Below are 16,551 nucleotides of genomic sequence, written 5' to 3' on the forward strand. Positions count from 1 at the left end.
CCCTGCTCAGTGCGAGCGACGCACCACCATGTCCGCCAGGGCCGCCAGTGCGCGGGTATCGGGCAGGCCGCTGCGGGCCAGCGCCGCATGCGCCTCGCCCAGGAGTTCGTCGGCATGGGCCCGCGCGGGCTCCAGCCCAAGCAGCGAGACATAGGTGGGCTTGTCGGCCGCCGCGTCCTTGCCCGCCGTCTTGCCCAGCGTGGCCGAATCGGCCACCACGTCCAGGATGTCGTCGACCACCTGGAAAGCAAGGCCCATGGCGGCGCCATAGTCGGACAGCGCCTGGTACGCCGCGCCCACCGCATGGCCGCACACCGCGCCCATGAGCACGCTGCCCTGCAGCAGCGCGCCCGTCTTGAGGCGGTGCATCTGCCGCAGCTGGTCCTGCGTGAGCGCAACCCCCACGCTGGCCAGGTCGATCGCCTGCCCACCCGCCATGCCGGCCGACCCCGCAGCGCAGGCCAGCAGCCGGCACAGCGCGGCCTGGGTGGCAGCAGGGATGAGGGTGTTGTCCGGCGTCAGCAATTCGAACGCAAAGGCCTGCAGGGCGTCGCCCGCCAGCAGCGCCTGGGCCTCGCCAAACTGCACGTGCACCGTGGGCTTGCCCCGGCGCAGCACGTCGTTGTCCATGCAGGGCATGTCATCGTGCACCAGCGAGTAGGCGTGGATCAGCTCCACCGCGCAGGCCGCGCGCAGCGCCGCGTCGTCGAACACCGCGGAGGCGGAGGCACCGCTGCACACCGCCTCATAGGCGGCCAGCACCAGCAGGGGCCGCAGGCGCTTGCCGCCGTCGAGCACGGCGTAGCGCATGGCATCGCCCAGCCCGGCGGGCGCGCCGTGGCCCACCCACTGCGAGAGGGCCTGCTCCACGCGTGCCAGGTGGTTCTGGCTCCAGAGATTCATGTCAAGGGGTCGGCTCGCACACGCCATCGGCACCGCGCTCATTCCTGGTTCCATGGTTGCAGCTGTCCTTCGTCCAGCACCTTGATCTGGTCCTGCACGGCATCGAGCCGCTGGCGGCAGAACGCCAGCAGCGCCGCACCGCGCTGGTAGCCGGCCAGCATCTGGTCCAGCGGCAGCTGGCCCGATTCAATGCGGGCCACGAGTTGCTCCAGCTCTTCCAGCGCCGCTTCGTAGCTAGCGGGTTCGGCGGGGGGCGCGGGAGTTGCGGGGGCCTTGGGCATGGAGGGGGCGACGGTGCGCGGGTGAAAAACCGGTCATTTTAGGCGCACCACCGCGGCGCGGCGCGGGACGCCCCCCGGCGCGCTCCGCCCCCGGCGCCAGAAGCCTGTGTCCGGCCCGCCACGGGGCCGCGGCGCGCCGTGAGCGGATGGCCGGAACAGGGGTTTCAATACACGTAAGTGGGATGCGGGAATAACCCCACCGCCTATAATCCCATTCCCGTCGAGCCGGCTCATCTCCTGAGCCGGTTTCTTTTTTCCAGATGCGCCCAGGCGCACCTCCCTGTGGGGAGTCTTTAGGTCAGGTCACCCATGTCTGATTTAAGTCTTCAACTGCAGCAGGCCGCAAGCCAACTACCAGTTTCAAGCTACTTTGACGATGCGCTGTTCCAGCGCGAGCTGGAGTCCATCTTCCAGCGCGGGCCCCGCTATGTGGGGCATCAACTGTCCGTGCCGAACGTCGGCGACTACTACGCACTGCCCCAGGAGGGCGAGGGCCGCGCCCTGGTGCGCAACGCCCAGGGCGGGGTCGAGCTCGTCTCCAACGTTTGCCGCCACCGCCAGGCCGTCATGCTCAAGGGCAAGGGCTCGCTGCACACCCAGCAAAAGGGCAGCGCGGGCGGCAACATCGTGTGCCCCCTGCACCGCTGGACCTACAGCCCCCAGGGCGAGCTGCTGGGCGCCCCGCACTTCGCGAACGACCCCTGCTTGAACCTGAACAACTACAAGCTGCGCGAGTGGAACGGCCTGCTGTTCGAGGACAACGGCTACGACGTGGCCGCCGACCTCGCCCAGATGGGCCCGCGCGCCGACCTGGACTTCGAGGGCTACGTGCTCGACCACGTGGAGCTGCACGAGTGCAACTACAACTGGAAGACCTTCATCGAGGTCTATCTGGAGGACTACCACGTGGGGCCCTTCCACCCGGGCCTGGGCAGCTTCGTGACCTGCGAGGACCTGCGCTGGGAGTTCGGCAAGAACTACTCGGTGCAGACCGTGGGCGTGGCCAACCGCCTGGGCAAGGCCGGCAGCCCCGTGTACGAGCGCTGGCATGAGGCCCTGCTCGCCTTCCGGGAGGGCAAGCCGCCCAAGCACGGAGCCATCTGGCTCACGCTGTACCCCCACATCATGGTGGAGTGGTACCCGCATGTGCTCACCGTGTCCACGCTGCACCCCGTCAGCCCCACCAAGACGCTGAACATGGTGGAGTTCTACTACCCCGAGGAGATCGCCGCCTTCGAGCGCGAATTCGTCGAGGCGCAGAAGGCCGCCTACATGGAGACCTGCATCGAGGACGACGAGATCGGCGAACGCATGGACGCCGGCCGCAAGGCCCTGCTGGCCCGTGGCGACAACGAAGTGGGCCCTTACCAAAGCCCCATGGAAGACGGCATGCAGCACTTCCACGAGTGGTACCGTGAGGCGATGGGCTCGGACACCATCGACCCGGCCACGCCAAAACGCTGAATACGGCGGCAAAACCCCGCCAATCCGCAGGCCCACCATGGTCTGCTCTCATTACAATAGCTGCCAGTGCTTAAAAAATAAGCGCTGGCAGCTATTTTCATTTCTGCGCCCCACGGCGCGCCTCGAGAGACCACAACCCGATGCAAGCCCTCTGGATGGTGTTGGCCGCGTTCCTGTTTGCCAGCATGGGCGTGTGCGTCAAGATCGCGTCGGACTTTTTCAACTCGGCCGAGCTGGTGTGCTACCGGGGCCTGATCGGCATGTTCATCCTGTGGATGCTGGCGCGCTCGCAAAAGGTGACGCTGGCGACGCAATACCCCGGCATGCACGCCTGGCGGAGCCTGGTGGGCGTGACCTCGCTCGGAGCCTGGTTCTTCGCCATCGCCCACCTGCCCCTGGCCACGGCCATGACGCTCAACTACATGAGCAGCGTGTGGATCGCCGCCTTCCTGATCGGGGGCACGCTGCTGGCCTGGCGCCCCTCGCCAGCCACCCCGCGCCCGGCCCTGCAAGGCCCGCTGGTGCTCACCGTGCTGGTCGGTTTTGTGGGCGTGGTGCTGATGCTGCGCCCCAGCCTGGACCAGAACCAGGCCTTTGCCGGACTGATCGGGCTGATGTCGGGCCTGACGGCTGCGTTTGCCTATATGCAGGTGGTGGCGCTGTCGCGCCTGGGCGAGCCCGAGTCGCGCACCGTCTTCTACTTCGCCGTCGGCTCGGCGGTGGCGGGCGGCGTGGCCATGCTGTTCACCGGCACCTCGGCCTGGCCGGGCTGGCAGGCGCTGTGGCTGCTGCCCATCGGCGTGCTGGCCGCGGGCGGCCAGCTGTGCATGACCAAGGCCTACGCCAGCGCCAAGACCCAGCGCGGCACGCTGGTGGTGGCCAATCTGCAGTATTCGGGGATCGTGTTCGCCGCCGTCTACAGCGTGCTGCTGTTTGGCGACAAGATCCCGCCCATCGGCTGGATCGGCATGGCCCTCATCGTGGGCAGCGGCATCGTGGCCACCATCCTGCGGGCCCGCGCCGCGCCCGGTGCGCCGGCCGAAGAACATTGATACGAAGTGGGCATGCCATCGGCTTTCCAACTGGACACAATGGAGCCCGTCTTTCCCTTCGCACCGGACCGCACCCCATGACCTACACGACCCTCATCTCCGCCCCCGAACTGCAAGCCCTGGCCGCCAGCGGCGCGCCGTTGATGGTGTTCGACTGCAGCTTCGACCTGATGCATCCCAGCGCGGGCGCCCAACAGTACGCGCAGGCCCACCTTCCCGGCGCCGTGTACGCCGACCTCAACAACGACCTGAGCGCCAGACACGGCGCGCCCGGCGCCGGCGGCACGCTCACCGCGCAGGAAGCCGACCTGCCCGCGTCCGGCGGCCGCCACCCGCTGCCCAGCCGCGAACGGTTTGCCATGTGGCTGTCCAGCGTGGGCTTCGCCAACAACATGCAGGCCGTCGTGTACGACCGCCAGGGTGCCAACTACTGCGGCCGGCTGTGGTGGATGCTCAAGTGGGCGGGCCACGATGCCGCGGCCGTCCTCGATGGCGGCCTGCAGGCCTGGCAGGCCGCGGGCGGCCCGGTGGCCAGCGGCGAGGAACCCGCGCGCTTTCAGTCCAACTTCCAGCTGGGCGAACCCCTGCGCCGGCTGGCCACGGCCGCCGACGTGCTGACCCGGCTGCGGCAGCCCGGCCAGACCGTGGTCGATGCGCGGGCGGGTGCCCGCTACCGTGGCGAGGTGGAGCCGCTGGACCCGGTGGCGGGCCACATTCCCGGCGCGCTCAATCGCCCGTTCACCGAGAACATCGCCGCCGATGGCCGCTTCAAGCCTGCTGACGTGCTGCGCTCTGAATTTGAAGCGCTGCTAGGCGGCCGTGACCCCGCCACCGTGGTGCACCAGTGCGGCAGCGGCGTGAGCGCCGTGCCCAATCTGCTGGGCATGGAGATAGCCGGCCTCGGCCCGACAGCATTGTTTGCTGGCAGCTGGAGCGAGTGGTGTTCAGACCCCACGCGCCCGGTCGAAAAAGGCTGATCCAGCGTCCAGCACGGCAGCGCAGGTTGTAAAAGTGCAAAAAAGATGGTTTTGAGGGTGCTATCAAAACCATGAACAGAAGTGGGCAGCCTGGGCCCACTGCCACAGCAACGACCACCGCCTGAAATGCCAGCCTGCACCTGATGTGCGTGTAGGGCAAATTCCTACACAGCCCACCGCAGAACCAGACACGCGGCACAGCCAAACCCCGACTTAATTTTTGATTGGGGCGGTTTCACAATCCATTTCAACGGATCGCGAAAACCTGCAAACAGCAGGCCACCACGCAAGACCCGGAACTGGAACAAAGGAAGCCGCCATGACCAACGAACAACTCCTCGCTGAAATCCGCGAAGCCAACCTCACTTACCTGATGCTGGCCCAGACCCTGATTCGCCAGGACAAGGCAGAGGCCGTGTTCCGCTTGGGCATGAACGAGGAGTCTGCCGATATTCTCGCATCGCTGTCGGCGGCGCAAGTGATGAAACTGGCCTCCAGAAACACGCTTCTTTGCAGCTTCCGCGTGGACGACAACCTGGTGTGGAGCCTGCTCACCAACCACTCGGCCAAGAAGGTGGGCAACGAGGCCACCAACACGCTGCACGCCAACATCCTGATGGCCAGCCGCGTGTCCGAAGTGCTCTGAGCCCACCGCCAGACCTTTGCACCGAACGCCCTCCATCTCTCTCGCCGAAAGCCCGCCATGTCCTCCACCACCGCCGCCAAAGCCCCAGCCAAGAGCGTTCTGAACGAATCCAAGCAGATCGAACGCGCCGCCATGCTGATCCAGATGGGCGCCCGCATGCAGGTGCTGGAGTCGGAAACCACGCTGTCGTACGAGCGCCTGATCCGCCTGTACAAGGAAATCGCGGGCAAGTCGCCATCGAAGGGCCAGCTGCCCTTCTCCACCGACTGGTTCCTGACCTGGCAGGAGAACATCCACAGCTCGCTGTTTTTGAACATCTACGAATACCTGTCCAAGGGCGTGGACCTGGATTCGGTGGAGCTGCTGACCAAGGCCTACCGCCTGTACAACGAACAGGTGGCCACGGCCGAGATCGAACCCCTGCTGTCGTTCACCCGCGCCTGGCGTCTGGTGAAATTCGTGGATGCCGGCATGCTCACCCGCACCAAGTGCGCCCAGTGCAGCGGCCAGTTCGTGACCGAGCTGTACGAGAACCGTCATTTCACCTGTGGCCTGTGCAACCCACCCGCCCGCGCTGGCAAGAGCAAGACGGCCGGTGCACTGATGCTGCATTAAGTACATCCCCCTGAGCGGCTTTGCCGCTTCCCCCTTCTCTCGAATCGCTACGCGATTCGGGAAAGGGGACGATGCCCTCGCTGCGGGGCGGCCGTTGCCTGCCATCCCTGGCAAGGGAGAAGGCAGCGCCAGTTCGTAAGGCTCGCCCGGTCGGGTCGAGCGTTCGAGAATCCAAGTCAAATTGGCACTTTGCGCTTATAAAACAAGCGCAAGCAGCTATCAAATTAATATCAAATCCGGTTGAGGCCTGCGAGCGCCCTGCTACCTCCCGGCCAGCAGCGCCCGCACGTTTTCATCCATGGGCACCGCATAGTTGTGCGCCGCCACCACGGTGTTGCCCACGGGGTTCACCAGCTTGAGGCTGATGTACACCACCGACGTGGACACCGCGTACGTGCCCACCACCACCGCCTGCGCGTCCTGGGCCTGGCTCACCTCGCGCACCTCGCGCGACAGCAGCAGCTCGCCCTGGTCGCGCTGCAGCAGCAGGTTCTCGCGCAGTTTCACCTCGGTCACCTTCAGGCCCCGGTGCACCATGCGGCCCGCGATCTGCTCGGAGAAGATGCGGCCCAGCCGCGACGATTCGGTGAGCCGGTCCACACTGACCAGCGTGGCCACCAGCACGGGCTGGTTGGCGTCCAGCGGTGCGGTCTGCAGCAGCGCATCGGTGGCGCGTTCATTCAGCTCGATGAGGTTGCTGCGCGATACTCCGCCCGCCCGGTCGCCGTAGTAGTAGCTGTGCATGGGGTTGGTGGTCTCGCAGCCTTGCAGGCCCGCCAGCGCAAAAGCGGCGGCCGCCCACCAGCTGGCGGCGCGTGCGCCCCGGGGAGCTTGTTGCGACGTCCACAGCCCCTTCATGGCGCCACCACCCGCCAGGTCTTGACGGGCGTCATCGGTGCAGGCGCGGGCGGCCGCTCGGGCTGATACAGCACCGCGTCGGCCCCCTCGATGTAGTACAGATCGGCCGTGCCGGCCAGGTACCTGTCGCGCGATTTGAGCGTGGATGTGATCAGCACCTCGGTGCGCGTGGGTCCGCCTGCGGCGGCGCCCTGGGTGTAGAGCTGGGCCATGTCCAGCGCCACCCCCGCCCCCACGCCCAGGGCCGTGGCCACACCCGGCAACAGGGTGCGGTCGGAATAGTGCCCCGTCCAGTCGCGCCACACGCCCACGCCAGTGCCGATGATGGTGCCGGCCATGGGCACGGGCAGGCCGCGCGGCGAGCCAGACCCGTGCTGCACCAGCTGCGTCTGCACCTCCAGCTCCACCGCCGTGGGCACCGTGGACACCGCCACGCCCCGGTTCAGCAGGTGCACCTTGAGCAGCTTGAGAAAGCTTTGGTTGAAACTGGAGTTGTCCGCCACCGTGACGTACAACGGGTATTCGCCCTCGGGCCAGGACGCGATCTTTTCGGCCACGCGCCCGGCCACATCGCCCGCCAGCACATCCCAGTGGTGCACGGCACGGGCTTTCTTCTGGCCGGTGGCGGGGTAGTTGTCGGCACGCGGCACGTCCAGCGTGCCGCAGCCGACCAGCAGCGCTGCGCACAGCAAGGCTGCTGCGGCGGCCGGAATGCGGTGAAGGAAGGATGGCATGTGGGCCATGGTACTGGCGCCCGCCTGCTGCAATCGGCGCAACAAGGCCGTTTTTCCCGGTCAAAGCGGCCGTTTCAGCCCTTGGAGCCGCCCGCACGAACCTTCACAATCAGCCCATTCATACCAACACTCCGTCACGACCATGCTCACCACAACCCGCACCCACCGCCTCACGTCCTTGATGGCCCTCACTGCGGCTCTGGCGGGCTGCGGCGGCGCCACGGACAAGGACAACAACACGGCCGCCCCGCCGCCGCCCGCGAGCGCGCCCGTCACGCTGCATTTCGTGCAGCCCACCGAGAACGTGCTCGAACCCGGCGCATCCGAGCCGCTGGCGGCCGACGTTACCGTCAACGGCGGCGCAGCCCCCAACGGCACGGTGGTCACCTTTACTGTCAGCCCCTCCGCAGCCGCCACCTTCTCCCCCGTGGCGCCCACCACCGTGGCCAGCGTGGCCAGCACCACGCTCACCGTGAGCAGCCTGCCGCCCAGCGCCACCTTCCAGGTCAGCGCCACGGCCACCAGCAGCGCCAACACGGCGGGCGACAGCCTCACGTACTACGTGCGCCCCACCCACAAAAACCTGCAGGTGCTGGTGCCCGCGTATTTCAGCGCCAGCGGCACCTCGTCGCCCTGGGCCACCCTCACCAGCGGCGCAGCCAGCTATCCGGACGTGCAGATCACCGCCGTGGCCAGCGCCAGCGACGGCGTGCTGACTGCGGACTCCGAGGTTGACGACGACCTGCTTACGGCCATCAAAGACTTCAAGGCCGTGGCGGGCACTACCAACAAAGTCGTCGCCTACGTGGCCACCTCGGGCAGCGGCGGGTCGCGCTCGGTGGCCGACGTGAAGGCCACCATCGACAACTACATCCGCCTCTACCCCGACCAGCTCGACGGCTTCTTCCTGGACGGCATGGCCACCGACAGCGCACGGCTGGCGTACTTTCAGGACGTCTACAACTACGCCAAGGCCCGGGCCTCGGGCATGAGCAAAGGCGCCACGCCGCCCAACGCGCCCACCGTGATCGGCAACCCAGGCACCTACCCCGTAGCGGCCTATGCGGGTGTGGCCGACACGTTGGTCACCTACGCAGGCAATGCCGCCGCCTACCAGGCCACAGACCCCCAGCCCGCCAGCACCTGGGTCTACGCCAAGGACAACACCGCCCAGGCCATGCTGGTTCACACCGCCAGCACCTGCACCGACATGCAGGCCGCCGTGAAGCACGCCCACCGGCCCCGCCTGAACACCGGCATGGTCTATGCCACCAACCTGGCCATCGGCGCCTCGTGGTCGTCACTGCCCACCTACTGGCAGCAGCTGCTGGGCACGGTGGATGCACTCAACAAGAAGCGCCCGCTGCCGCTGTGCTGATGCCACCGGGCAGGGCGCCGAACCCTGCCACACAGGCACCGCTGGCGGGTCGCCGGGCAAACCACCCGCCAGAGCGTGCGAACCGCAGCATCCCGCCGCCGACACGCTGCATGTCAGCCCGACCTACAACCCAGCAGGCCCGAGTCCCATCACAATCCGCGCATGATGACCGAGCCCACCCCTGCATCCCCGCCCGCCCCCGCTGCCGAGCCGCCACAGCCAGACAGCCCCGCCGCTGACGCAGCCCCGACCTTGCCCCCCCACGCGCCTGTGGCGGACGGCCCCGCACCAGCGGCCCAAGCGGCCGAAGCGGCCCCACCCGCCAAAGCCAGGTCAACCCAAGACAGCCCCCCACCGCCTGCGCAGCTGCCAAGCGGCGCGCCCGCAGCCACCGCACCCCTCACCGGCCCGCTCATGCTCCACATGCCCGTGGACGTGCGCAACCTCTCGCTCGCGCTGCTGGCCCTGTTTGCCGGCGTGGCGCTGCTGCACTGGGCCAGCGCCGTGTTCATCCCCATCATGCTCAGCCTGCTGCTCACCACGGCGCTGCGGCCCGCCGTCGAGCTCCTGCGGCGCTGCCACGTGCCGCGCTGGCTGGGCGCGGGCGTGCTGCTCATCGCCATCGTCTTCGGGCTGGCGAGCGCCGCCTGGTCGCTGAGCGACGGGGCCGCGCAGCTCGTCGACTCGCTGCCCGTGGCCGCCAAGAAGGTGCGCGACAGCATCAAGGCGCGCGCAGGCACCAGCAGCCCGCTCGACACCGTGCAGAAGGCCGCCACGCAGATCGAGCAGGCCGCCAACGAAAACAGCGCCGCCAGCCCCACCCGGCGGGGCGTGCAGCGCGTGGTGGTGGAGCGCCCTCCGTTCAACATCCGCGACTACCTGTGGAGCGGCACCATGGGGCTGATGTCGGCCCTGGGCCAGCTCACCGTGGTGGTCTTCCTCACCTTCTTCGCGCTGGCCTCCGGCAACCTGTTTCGCAACAAGCTGCTGCGCATCGCGGGCACCAGCCTGGAACGGCGCAAGGTCACCATCCACGTGCTGGAAGACATCACCAACCAGATCCAGCGCTACCTGCTGGTGCAGGTGCTCACCAGCGCCCTGGTGGGCGTGGCCACGGGCCTGGCCTACTGGGCCCTGGGCCTGGAGAACGCGGCCGTGTGGGGCGTGGTGGCCGGGGTGCTCAACCTCGCACCCTACATCGGCTCGGCCCTGGTCACCGGCGCATCGGCCCTCGTGGCCTTCCTGCAGTTCGGCACCCTGGACATGGCGCTGGCCATCGGCGGCGCGTCGCTGGTCATCCATACCCTGGTGGGCAACCTGCTCACGCCCTGGCTCACCAGCCGCACCAGCAGCATGAGCCCCGTGGCCGTGTTCGTCAGCGTGCTGGCCTGGGGCTGGCTGTGGGGCCTGTGGGGCCTGCTGCTGGGCATCCCGGTGATGATGGCCGTCAAGGCGGTGTGCGACCGGGTGGAGGATCTGAAGGCGGTGGGGGAGTTGCTGGGGGACTGAGGTCCAGGCGCTGCTGCACGAACGCGGGAAGCTCGTCTGCAGGCACCGCCCGGCCGAAATACCAGCCCTGCACCTCCAGGTCCATGGTCCGGGGCAGCCGTTGCAGCTGCTCGGCGGTCTCGACCCCTTCCACCACGATGCCGCAGCCCAGCCCCTGGCAGAAGTTGAGCAGGCCTTCCAGCACCCGCCCTCCCTGCGCCTGCGCGCTGGCGAGCACGAAGCTGCGGTCGATCTTGATCGTATCGACCTCGAAGGCATGCAGGTAGCTCAGGGATGAGTAGCCGGTGCCAAAATCGTCGATGGAGACCTTCGCGCCCACCGCGTGCACACGGGCGATGGCGTTGCGCATTCCGAAGACATCCGCGGCCAGGGCATCCTCGGTCAGCTCGATGCTGATGCAGCCGGCCGCTGGCGCGATCAAGTCCACCAGACGGATGCAGTGCTCCTGCGACATGAGCGTGGGGCCCGTGATGTTGATGGAAATGGGCAGCTCGAAGCCCGCGTTGCGCCAGCGCCGGTACTGCCGCAGCGCCGCAGCCGCCACCCACAGGTCCACGTCCTTCATCAGGCCCGCCTCGGACAGCCAGGCCAGGAACGCCCCGGGAGGCTGGACGCGGCCCCGGGAATCGCGGGCCCGCAGCAAGGCCTCGCAGCCCGTGCACCGGCCGGTGCGCAGCGACACCTGGGGCTGGTACTCCAGGAAGAATTCGTAGTCCCCCATGCGGCGCACCTGGGCCAGCAGTTCCTCGCGGCGTGCCTGGCCTTGTTGCGCGACCACCACGGGATCGCGCGCATAGAGGCTGCCCTCCTCCTGCAGGCGGGTGAAGGTGGTGTCCAGCCCGGGCAGGTGCACGGTGGTTTCGTTGTGGCGCTCCAGCGAGCGCACCGCAGGCCCATACAGGCAGGCGCCGAGCAGCACCAGCGCCAGCTGCAGGGCCACCGCGCCCCAGTCGCCCTGGGTGCTGACATAGGCATTGAAGACGACCGGCGCATTGAGCGGCATGGGCATGCTGGCCACGGCCACCCAGCCCGCCTGCACGGCCGCCAGCGCCAGGCAGGCATTGAGGGCGGGGACGGCCAGGAACGGCAGCAGCATGCGCAGGTTCAGGATCAGCGGGATGCCGAAGAGCAGCAGCTCGTTCACGTTCAGCATCGCCATCGGCAGGCTCGCCAGCGCGAGCAGGCGCAGGCCGGGGCTGCGGGCGCGCCACAGCACGGCCAGCACCAGCGACAAGGTTCCGCCTGAGCCGCCGATGAAGGCAAATGCCCCCAGCAGGCCCGCGTTCAGGGGATGCTGCGGCACCTGATCGGCCAACAGGGCCTGGGCGTTCCAGCCCACGGCCTGGTCCAGGGACTGGAACAGCGGCTGCAGCGCGTGGTAGCCATGGATGCCAAAAAACCACAGCAGCGAATTCAGGCCCGTGAGCAATACGGCGTTGAGATAGGACTGATCGGGGTTGGCCACATCGATGGGCAGGCGCCAGTGCACCAGCCCCTCCCACTGCTGCAGCAAGGCCAGAACGACCACCAGCAGCGCGGTGGTGGCGATGCCGGGAACCACCATGTTCATGGCGTCCTCCACGTTCTCGCTGACCTGGGCCATGCGCGCGACCCGCAGCCCGCGCACCCGCATCAGCCAGGCCATCAGCGGCACGGTGACAAGCGGGGCGGCAATCGCGATGAACAGCACCAGCGTGGCCGCCGCCCGCGGATGACCGCGCAGCAGGTAGGCGGCGAGCGCGGCATGGACGAAACACAGAAAGGCCACCGGCAAGCGTGGCAACCGGTGGCGGATGGCCAGCATGTAGCCGATGGAGGCGGTGATCAGCAGCGGCAGGATGCGGCTGATCTCCCCGTGCAGGTCCGCCAGCAAGTCGGCCACGGAGGCCGGCAGGCCCAGCATGCGCGCCAGCACCGACAGCACCAGCAGGACGGCCGACACCATCAGGCACGGCAGGACCCAGAGCAGCCCTTCGCGAATGGCACGCATCGCGTCGGCCCTCGCCACGGCCTCCAGCCGCCGGGACAGTAACAGCCGCCAGAACGCAAGATCAATGCCCAAGCCATGCCTCCCACCCTGAAGCGACCGCGAGGATGCCGCCTGGAGCCTGCCCGGCAGCCCCCAGATTCCCCGCACCCGTCCGAAGAGGCGGCCGGCGATCTGCCCGCGTGTCCTCTCCCCCCTGGGCCCATGCTATCGGGCCTGCCCGCATCTTGCAAAGGGCGCCACCGCGGCCCCCAGGGAAGCCGACGACCTCAGCCCGTGTTGCGCAGCCCCGCAGCGATCCCGTTGATCGAGATGTGAATCCCCGTCTGCACCCGCTCATCCCCCTGCCCCGCGCGCCAGCGGCGCACCAGTTCCACCTGCAGGTGGTGCAGCGGGTCGATGTACGGAAAGCGATGCTTGATGGAGCGGGCCAGCGCCGCGTTGTGCGTGAGGCGCTGCTTGTCGCCCGTGATGCGCGTGAGCGCCTCGGCCGTGCGGTGCCATTCGGCCTCGATGCTGGTGAACACCTTCTTGCGCAGGCGCGCGTCTGTCACGAGTTCGCTGTAGCGCGAGGCCAGCGCCAGGTCGCTCTTGGCCAGCACCATGTCCATGTTGGACAGCAGCGTGCGGAAGAACGGCCATTGGCGGTACATCTTTTGCAGCAGGGCCAGCTGGGTCTTGGGGTCCTTGCCTTCCAGGTTCACGAACGCATCGACCGCCGAGCCAAAGCCGTACCAGCCGGGCAGCGTCAAACGGCACTGGCCCCAGCTGAAGCCCCAGGGGATGGCGCGCAGGTCTTCGATCTTCTGGCTGGCCTTGCGGCTGGCGGGGCGCGAGCCGATGTTCAGTTCGGCGATCTCGCGGATCGGCGTGGAGTTGAAGAAGTATTCGGTGAAGCCCGGGGTGTCGTACACCAGCGCGCGGTAGCTGCCCATGCTGGCCAGCGAGAGCTGCGCGGCGGCGTCCAAGAACGCCTTGGTGGCGGGCTTGGTGGGCTGCAGCAGCGTGGCTTCGAGCGTGGCAGCCACCAGGGTTTCCAGGTTGCGTCGGCCGATCTCGGGGTTGGCATATTTGGAGGCGATGACTTCGCCCTGCTCGGTAAGGCGGATCTGGCCGCGCACGGTGCCGGGGGGTTGCGCCAGGATGGCCTGGTAGCTCGGGCCGCCGCCCCGGCCCACGGTGCCGCCCCGGCCGTGGAACATGCGCAGCTGGATGCCATGGCTGGTGGCGAGTTCGTCGAAGAGTTCGACGAGGGCGATCTCGGCGCGGTACAGCTCCCAGTTGCTGGTGAAGATGCCGCCGTCCTTGTTGCTGTCGCTGTAGCCCAGCATGATGTCCTGCTCGCCGCCACTGCGCTGCACCAGGGCGGCCACGCCGGGCAGCGCATAGAACTCGCGCATGATGGGCGCGGCATTGCGCAGGTCTTCGATGGTTTCGAACAGGGGCACCACGATGAGGTGGTTGCGCGACTCGGCATCGAGCGTGCCGTTCATCAGGCCCACTTCCTTCTGCAAGAGCAGCACTTCGAGCAAATCGCTCACCGTTTCGGTGTGGCTGATGATGTAGTGGCGGATGGCCTCGTGGCCGAAGCGCTCGCGCATCACGCGGGCGGTTTCGAAGATGGCCAGTTCGCCCTTTGCGTGTGCGGAATACTCAGCGCCCACCACGCGCAGCGGGCGCGCGTCGTTCAGCAGCTTGATGAGCAGCGCGCGCTTGGCGGCTTCCTGCAAGCCCGCGTAGTGGGGCTCGATGCGCGCCTTGGCCAGCAGTTCGGCCACCACCTCCTCGTGCTTGTCGGAGCTTTGGCGCAGGTCCACCGTGGCCAGGTGGAAGCCGAACACCTGTACGGCGCGGATCAGGGGGTGCAGGCGTTCGCCCGCCAGGGCCTCGCCATGGTGCGATTGCAGCGAGGCTTCGATCACCCGCAGGTCGGCCAGGAACTCCTCGGCGCTGCCGTAGGGGTTCTGCGGCACCACCGCATGGCGCGCGGCTTCGCCGCCGGTCAGTTCCTTGAGCGAGGCCGCCAGGCGGGCGTAGATGCCCGTGAGCGCGCGGCGGTAGGGCTCGTCCTGGCGGTGTTCGTTGGTGTCGGGCGAGCGCAGGGCCAGGGCCTCCATCTCGGCGGACACCTGCACCAGGCGCGCCGACAGCGACAGCTCGCCGCCCAGGTAGTGCACCTCGGTCAGGTAGTGGCGCAGGGCCACCTCGGCCTGCCGGCCCAGTGCGTATTGCAGGGTCTGCGCGGTGACGTTGGGATTGCCGTCGCGGTCGCCGCCGATCCACTGGCCCATGCGCAGAAAGCTGTGCACGGGGTACTGGCCCAGCTCGTTCTCCAGGTCGGCGTAGATCTTGGGGATCTCGCGCAGGAAGGTGGCCTCGTAATAAGAGAGCGCGTTTTCGATCTCGTCGGCCACGGTGAGCTTGCTGTAACGCAAGAGGCGCGTCTGCCACAGTTGGGCCACACGGGCGCGCAGCAGGGCTTCGTTGGCAGCCAGTTCGCGCGGGGTGAGCGCGTCCTTGGCGCTGTTGTACAGTTGGGCACGCACCTGGATGTCGTCGCGCACGGCCAGCAGCTGGGCAATGTCGCGCTCGGCATCCAGAATGCTCTTGCGCTGCACTTCGGTGGGGTGGGCCGTGAGCACCGGGGCCACGTAGCTGCCCGCCAGCGTCTGCGAGATGGTCTTGGGCGCGATACCCGCCCAGCGCAGGCGCGACAGTGCCACCTCGATGCTGCCCTCCTGCGTGTCCCCCGCGCGCTCGTGCACGGCGCGGCGGCGGATGTGGTGGCGGTCTTCGGCCAGGTTGGCCAGGTGGCTGAAGTAGGTGAAGGCGCGGATCACGCTCACCGTCTGGTCGCCCGAGAGCGACTTGAGCAGCTTCTTGAGCGCGCGGTCGGCCTCCTGATCGGCATCGCGGCGGAACGCCACCGACAGCTTGCGCACCTGCTCCACCAGCTCATACGCGGCCACGCCCTCCTGCTCCCGGATCACGTCGCCCAGAATGCGGCCGAGCAGGCGGATGTCGTCAATCAGGGGCTGGTCCTTGTCGGATCGTTTCATGCGGTGGTCTCCGGAATGGGATGGGGGGATCGCCGGCGCCGTCCGCCCGGCATGCCCCCGGGCCGCACCAGCCCCAGTGCGGGCGCATGCTAGCATCGCCCGCCCCTGAATGATTACAAACAGGTTACGAACTTGAGCATGCCCCAGACACCCCTCACCATCGTCATTGCCACGCGCGAAAGCCGTCTCGCCCTGTGGCAGGCCGAGCATGTACAGGCCCTTTTGCGCGCACGCGGCCACACGGTGGAGCTGCTGGGCATGACGACCAAGGGCGACCAGATCCTGGACCGGTCGCTGAGCAAGGTGGGCGGCAAGGGTCTGTTCGTGAAAGAGCTGGAGGTGGCGCTGGAAGAAGGCCGCGCGCACATCGCCGTGCACTCGCTCAAGGATGTGCCCATGGAGCTGCCCGAGGGTTTTGCCCTGGCCTGCGTGATGGAGCGCGAAGACCCGCGCGATGCGTTTGTCTCGCCCAACTACCCGAACATTGATGCCCTGCCCCAGGGCGCGGTGGTGGGCACCTCCAGCCTGCGCCGCCAGGTGCTGCTGCAGGCCCTGCGGCCCGACCTGAGGATCGAGCCGCTGCGCGGCAACCTGGACACGCGCCTGCGCAAGCTCGATGAAGGCCAGTACGACGCCATCGTGCTGGCGGCGGCGGGCCTGAAACGCCTGGGGCTCGCCTCCCGCATCCGCGCCACGTTCGAGCCCACGGCCATGCTGCCCGCGGCGGGCCAGGGCGCGCTGGGCATCGAGGTGCGCAGCGACCGGAAAGACCTGATCGACGCGCTGGCGCCGCTGGCCCACCAGCCCACCTGGCTGACCGTGGCCGCCGAGCGCGCCGTGAGCCGCGCCATGGGCGGCAGCTGCTCGATGCCGCTGGCGGCGCACGGCACGCTGGCCGCCGGCGTGCTGCAGCTCGATGCCGCCTGGGGCGACCCGGACGGCCAGGCCCCGCTGGTGCGCGCGCAGGCCAGCGCCCCCGTCGGCACACTGGCGCAGGCCGAAGCGCTGGGCGACGCGATTGCCCAGCGCCTGCGCGCGGGCGGCGCACGGGGCGCGGACCTCGCCAGCCTTCCACAACCCTGAGGCGC

General features: G+C 68.2%; 14 protein-coding genes. 8 read left to right on the forward strand and 6 right to left on the reverse strand.

Features of this window, described 5'->3' with window-relative positions; translation table 11 throughout:
- Nucleotides 1-6: 6 nt before the first annotated feature.
- Together AC1RVY_RS23230 and xseB are read right to left on the reverse strand one after the other, a co-directional pair.
- Nucleotides 7-945: a polyprenyl synthetase family protein gene (locus AC1RVY_RS23230; RefSeq protein WP_218294430.1), complete on the reverse strand. Its 939-nt coding sequence runs from the start codon at nucleotides 943-945 to the stop codon at nucleotides 7-9.
- Entirely contained in the window at nucleotides 942-1,184 is a 243-nt protein-coding gene (gene xseB, locus AC1RVY_RS23235) for an exodeoxyribonuclease VII small subunit (RefSeq protein WP_218293763.1), read from the reverse strand. The genes AC1RVY_RS23230 and xseB overlap by 4 nt, the downstream gene beginning before the upstream one ends.
- A gap of 309 nt (nucleotides 1,185-1,493) precedes the next feature.
- Between xseB and AC1RVY_RS23240 the strand changes: the two genes are divergently transcribed.
- From AC1RVY_RS23240 to flhC, 5 genes are all read left to right on the forward strand, one after another.
- Nucleotides 1,494-2,648, forward strand: a complete 1,155-nt coding sequence (locus tag AC1RVY_RS23240) for an aromatic ring-hydroxylating oxygenase subunit alpha (RefSeq protein WP_218293762.1) — start codon at nucleotides 1,494-1,496, stop codon at nucleotides 2,646-2,648.
- A 140-nt stretch (nucleotides 2,649-2,788) separates the two neighbouring features.
- Nucleotides 2,789-3,700, forward strand: coding sequence for a DMT family transporter (locus tag AC1RVY_RS23245; protein ID WP_492808409.1), 912 nt, complete (start codon nucleotides 2,789-2,791; stop codon nucleotides 3,698-3,700).
- Nucleotides 3,701-3,777: 77 nt separating this feature from the next.
- Nucleotides 3,778-4,677, forward strand: a complete 900-nt coding sequence (locus AC1RVY_RS23250; RefSeq protein WP_492245777.1) for a sulfurtransferase — start codon at nucleotides 3,778-3,780, stop codon at nucleotides 4,675-4,677.
- Between the two features lie 319 nt (nucleotides 4,678-4,996).
- Nucleotides 4,997-5,323, forward strand: coding sequence for a flagellar transcriptional regulator FlhD (gene flhD / locus AC1RVY_RS23255; protein WP_008902803.1), 327 nt, complete (start codon nucleotides 4,997-4,999; stop codon nucleotides 5,321-5,323).
- Nucleotides 5,324-5,380: 57 nt separating this feature from the next.
- Nucleotides 5,381-5,938 carry a flagellar transcriptional regulator FlhC gene (gene flhC, locus AC1RVY_RS23260; RefSeq protein ID WP_218293757.1) on the forward strand — a complete coding sequence of 186 codons (558 nt, stop codon included), beginning with the start codon at nucleotides 5,381-5,383 and terminating at the stop codon, nucleotides 5,936-5,938.
- A gap of 261 nt (nucleotides 5,939-6,199) precedes the next feature.
- On the opposite strand, the gene AC1RVY_RS23265 is transcribed toward flhC, so the two are convergent.
- Both AC1RVY_RS23265 and AC1RVY_RS23270 read right to left on the reverse strand, forming a co-directional pair.
- Nucleotides 6,200-6,796 (reverse strand): FlgO family outer membrane protein, encoded by a 597-nt coding sequence (locus AC1RVY_RS23265; RefSeq protein ID WP_304505111.1) that lies wholly within the window; start codon nucleotides 6,794-6,796, stop codon nucleotides 6,200-6,202.
- The gene (locus AC1RVY_RS23270; RefSeq protein ID WP_492808411.1) at nucleotides 6,793-7,530 is read right to left on the reverse strand and encodes a hypothetical protein; all 738 of its coding nucleotides are present in this window, start codon (nucleotides 7,528-7,530) and stop codon (nucleotides 6,793-6,795) included. Before AC1RVY_RS23270 ends, AC1RVY_RS23265 begins: the two co-directional genes overlap by 4 nt.
- Nucleotides 7,531-7,672: 142 nt before the next feature.
- On the opposite strand from AC1RVY_RS23270, the gene AC1RVY_RS23275 reads away from it, so the two are divergent.
- Nucleotides 7,673-8,908 (forward strand): spherulation-specific family 4 protein, encoded by a 1,236-nt coding sequence (locus tag AC1RVY_RS23275; RefSeq protein ID WP_492808413.1) that lies wholly within the window; start codon nucleotides 7,673-7,675, stop codon nucleotides 8,906-8,908.
- 162 nt (nucleotides 8,909-9,070) lie between these two features.
- Nucleotides 9,071-10,417 (forward strand): AI-2E family transporter, encoded by a 1,347-nt coding sequence (locus tag AC1RVY_RS23280; RefSeq protein WP_369641836.1) that lies wholly within the window; start codon nucleotides 9,071-9,073, stop codon nucleotides 10,415-10,417.
- Here the strand turns inward: AC1RVY_RS23280 and AC1RVY_RS23285 are convergent.
- Nucleotides 10,356-12,407, reverse strand: coding sequence for an EAL domain-containing protein (locus tag AC1RVY_RS23285; RefSeq protein ID WP_492808620.1), 2,052 nt, complete (start codon nucleotides 12,405-12,407; stop codon nucleotides 10,356-10,358). The two genes, AC1RVY_RS23280 and AC1RVY_RS23285, sit on opposite strands and share 62 nt — an antisense overlap.
- A 266-nt stretch (nucleotides 12,408-12,673) precedes the next feature.
- A complete protein-coding gene (ppc, locus tag AC1RVY_RS23290) occupies nucleotides 12,674-15,463 on the reverse strand; it encodes a phosphoenolpyruvate carboxylase (protein ID WP_218293753.1) in 2,790 nt (929 codons plus the stop codon).
- Nucleotides 15,464-15,601: 138 nt separating this feature from the next.
- Between ppc and hemC the strand changes: the two genes are divergently transcribed.
- On the forward strand, nucleotides 15,602-16,546 hold the full coding sequence (hemC, locus tag AC1RVY_RS23295; protein ID WP_492808414.1) for a hydroxymethylbilane synthase: 945 nt from the start codon (nucleotides 15,602-15,604) through the stop codon (nucleotides 16,544-16,546).
- The last annotated feature ends 5 nt before the right edge of the window (nucleotides 16,547-16,551 follow it).

The organism is Acidovorax sp. GW821-FHT11A03 (assembly GCF_058809075.1).

Coding starts and splice junctions, on each gene's coding strand:
- AC1RVY_RS23275 (WP_492808413.1), top strand. CDS start 7,673: ATGCTCACCACAACCCGCACCCACCGCCTCACGTCCTTGATGGCCCTC.
- hemC (WP_492808414.1), top strand. CDS start 15,602: ATGCCCCAGACACCCCTCACCATCGTCATTGCCACGCGCGAAAGCCGT.
- AC1RVY_RS23250 (WP_492245777.1), top strand. CDS start 3,778: ATGACCTACACGACCCTCATCTCCGCCCCCGAACTGCAAGCCCTGGCC.
- AC1RVY_RS23245 (WP_492808409.1), top strand. CDS start 2,789: ATGCAAGCCCTCTGGATGGTGTTGGCCGCGTTCCTGTTTGCCAGCATG.
- AC1RVY_RS23230 (WP_218294430.1), bottom strand. CDS start 945: ATGAGCGCGGTGCCGATGGCGTGTGCGAGCCGACCCCTTGACATGAAT.
- ppc (WP_218293753.1), bottom strand. CDS start 15,463: ATGAAACGATCCGACAAGGACCAGCCCCTGATTGACGACATCCGCCTG.
- AC1RVY_RS23270 (WP_492808411.1), bottom strand. CDS start 7,530: ATGCCATCCTTCCTTCACCGCATTCCGGCCGCCGCAGCAGCCTTGCTG.
- flhD (WP_008902803.1), top strand. CDS start 4,997: ATGACCAACGAACAACTCCTCGCTGAAATCCGCGAAGCCAACCTCACT.
- flhC (WP_218293757.1), top strand. CDS start 5,381: ATGTCCTCCACCACCGCCGCCAAAGCCCCAGCCAAGAGCGTTCTGAAC.
- AC1RVY_RS23280 (WP_369641836.1), top strand. CDS start 9,071: ATGATGACCGAGCCCACCCCTGCATCCCCGCCCGCCCCCGCTGCCGAG.
- xseB (WP_218293763.1), bottom strand. CDS start 1,184: ATGCCCAAGGCCCCCGCAACTCCCGCGCCCCCCGCCGAACCCGCTAGC.
- AC1RVY_RS23265 (WP_304505111.1), bottom strand. CDS start 6,796: ATGAAGGGGCTGTGGACGTCGCAACAAGCTCCCCGGGGCGCACGCGCC.
- AC1RVY_RS23240 (WP_218293762.1), top strand. CDS start 1,494: ATGTCTGATTTAAGTCTTCAACTGCAGCAGGCCGCAAGCCAACTACCA.
- AC1RVY_RS23285 (WP_492808620.1), bottom strand. CDS start 12,407: ATGCGTGCCATTCGCGAAGGGCTGCTCTGGGTCCTGCCGTGCCTGATG.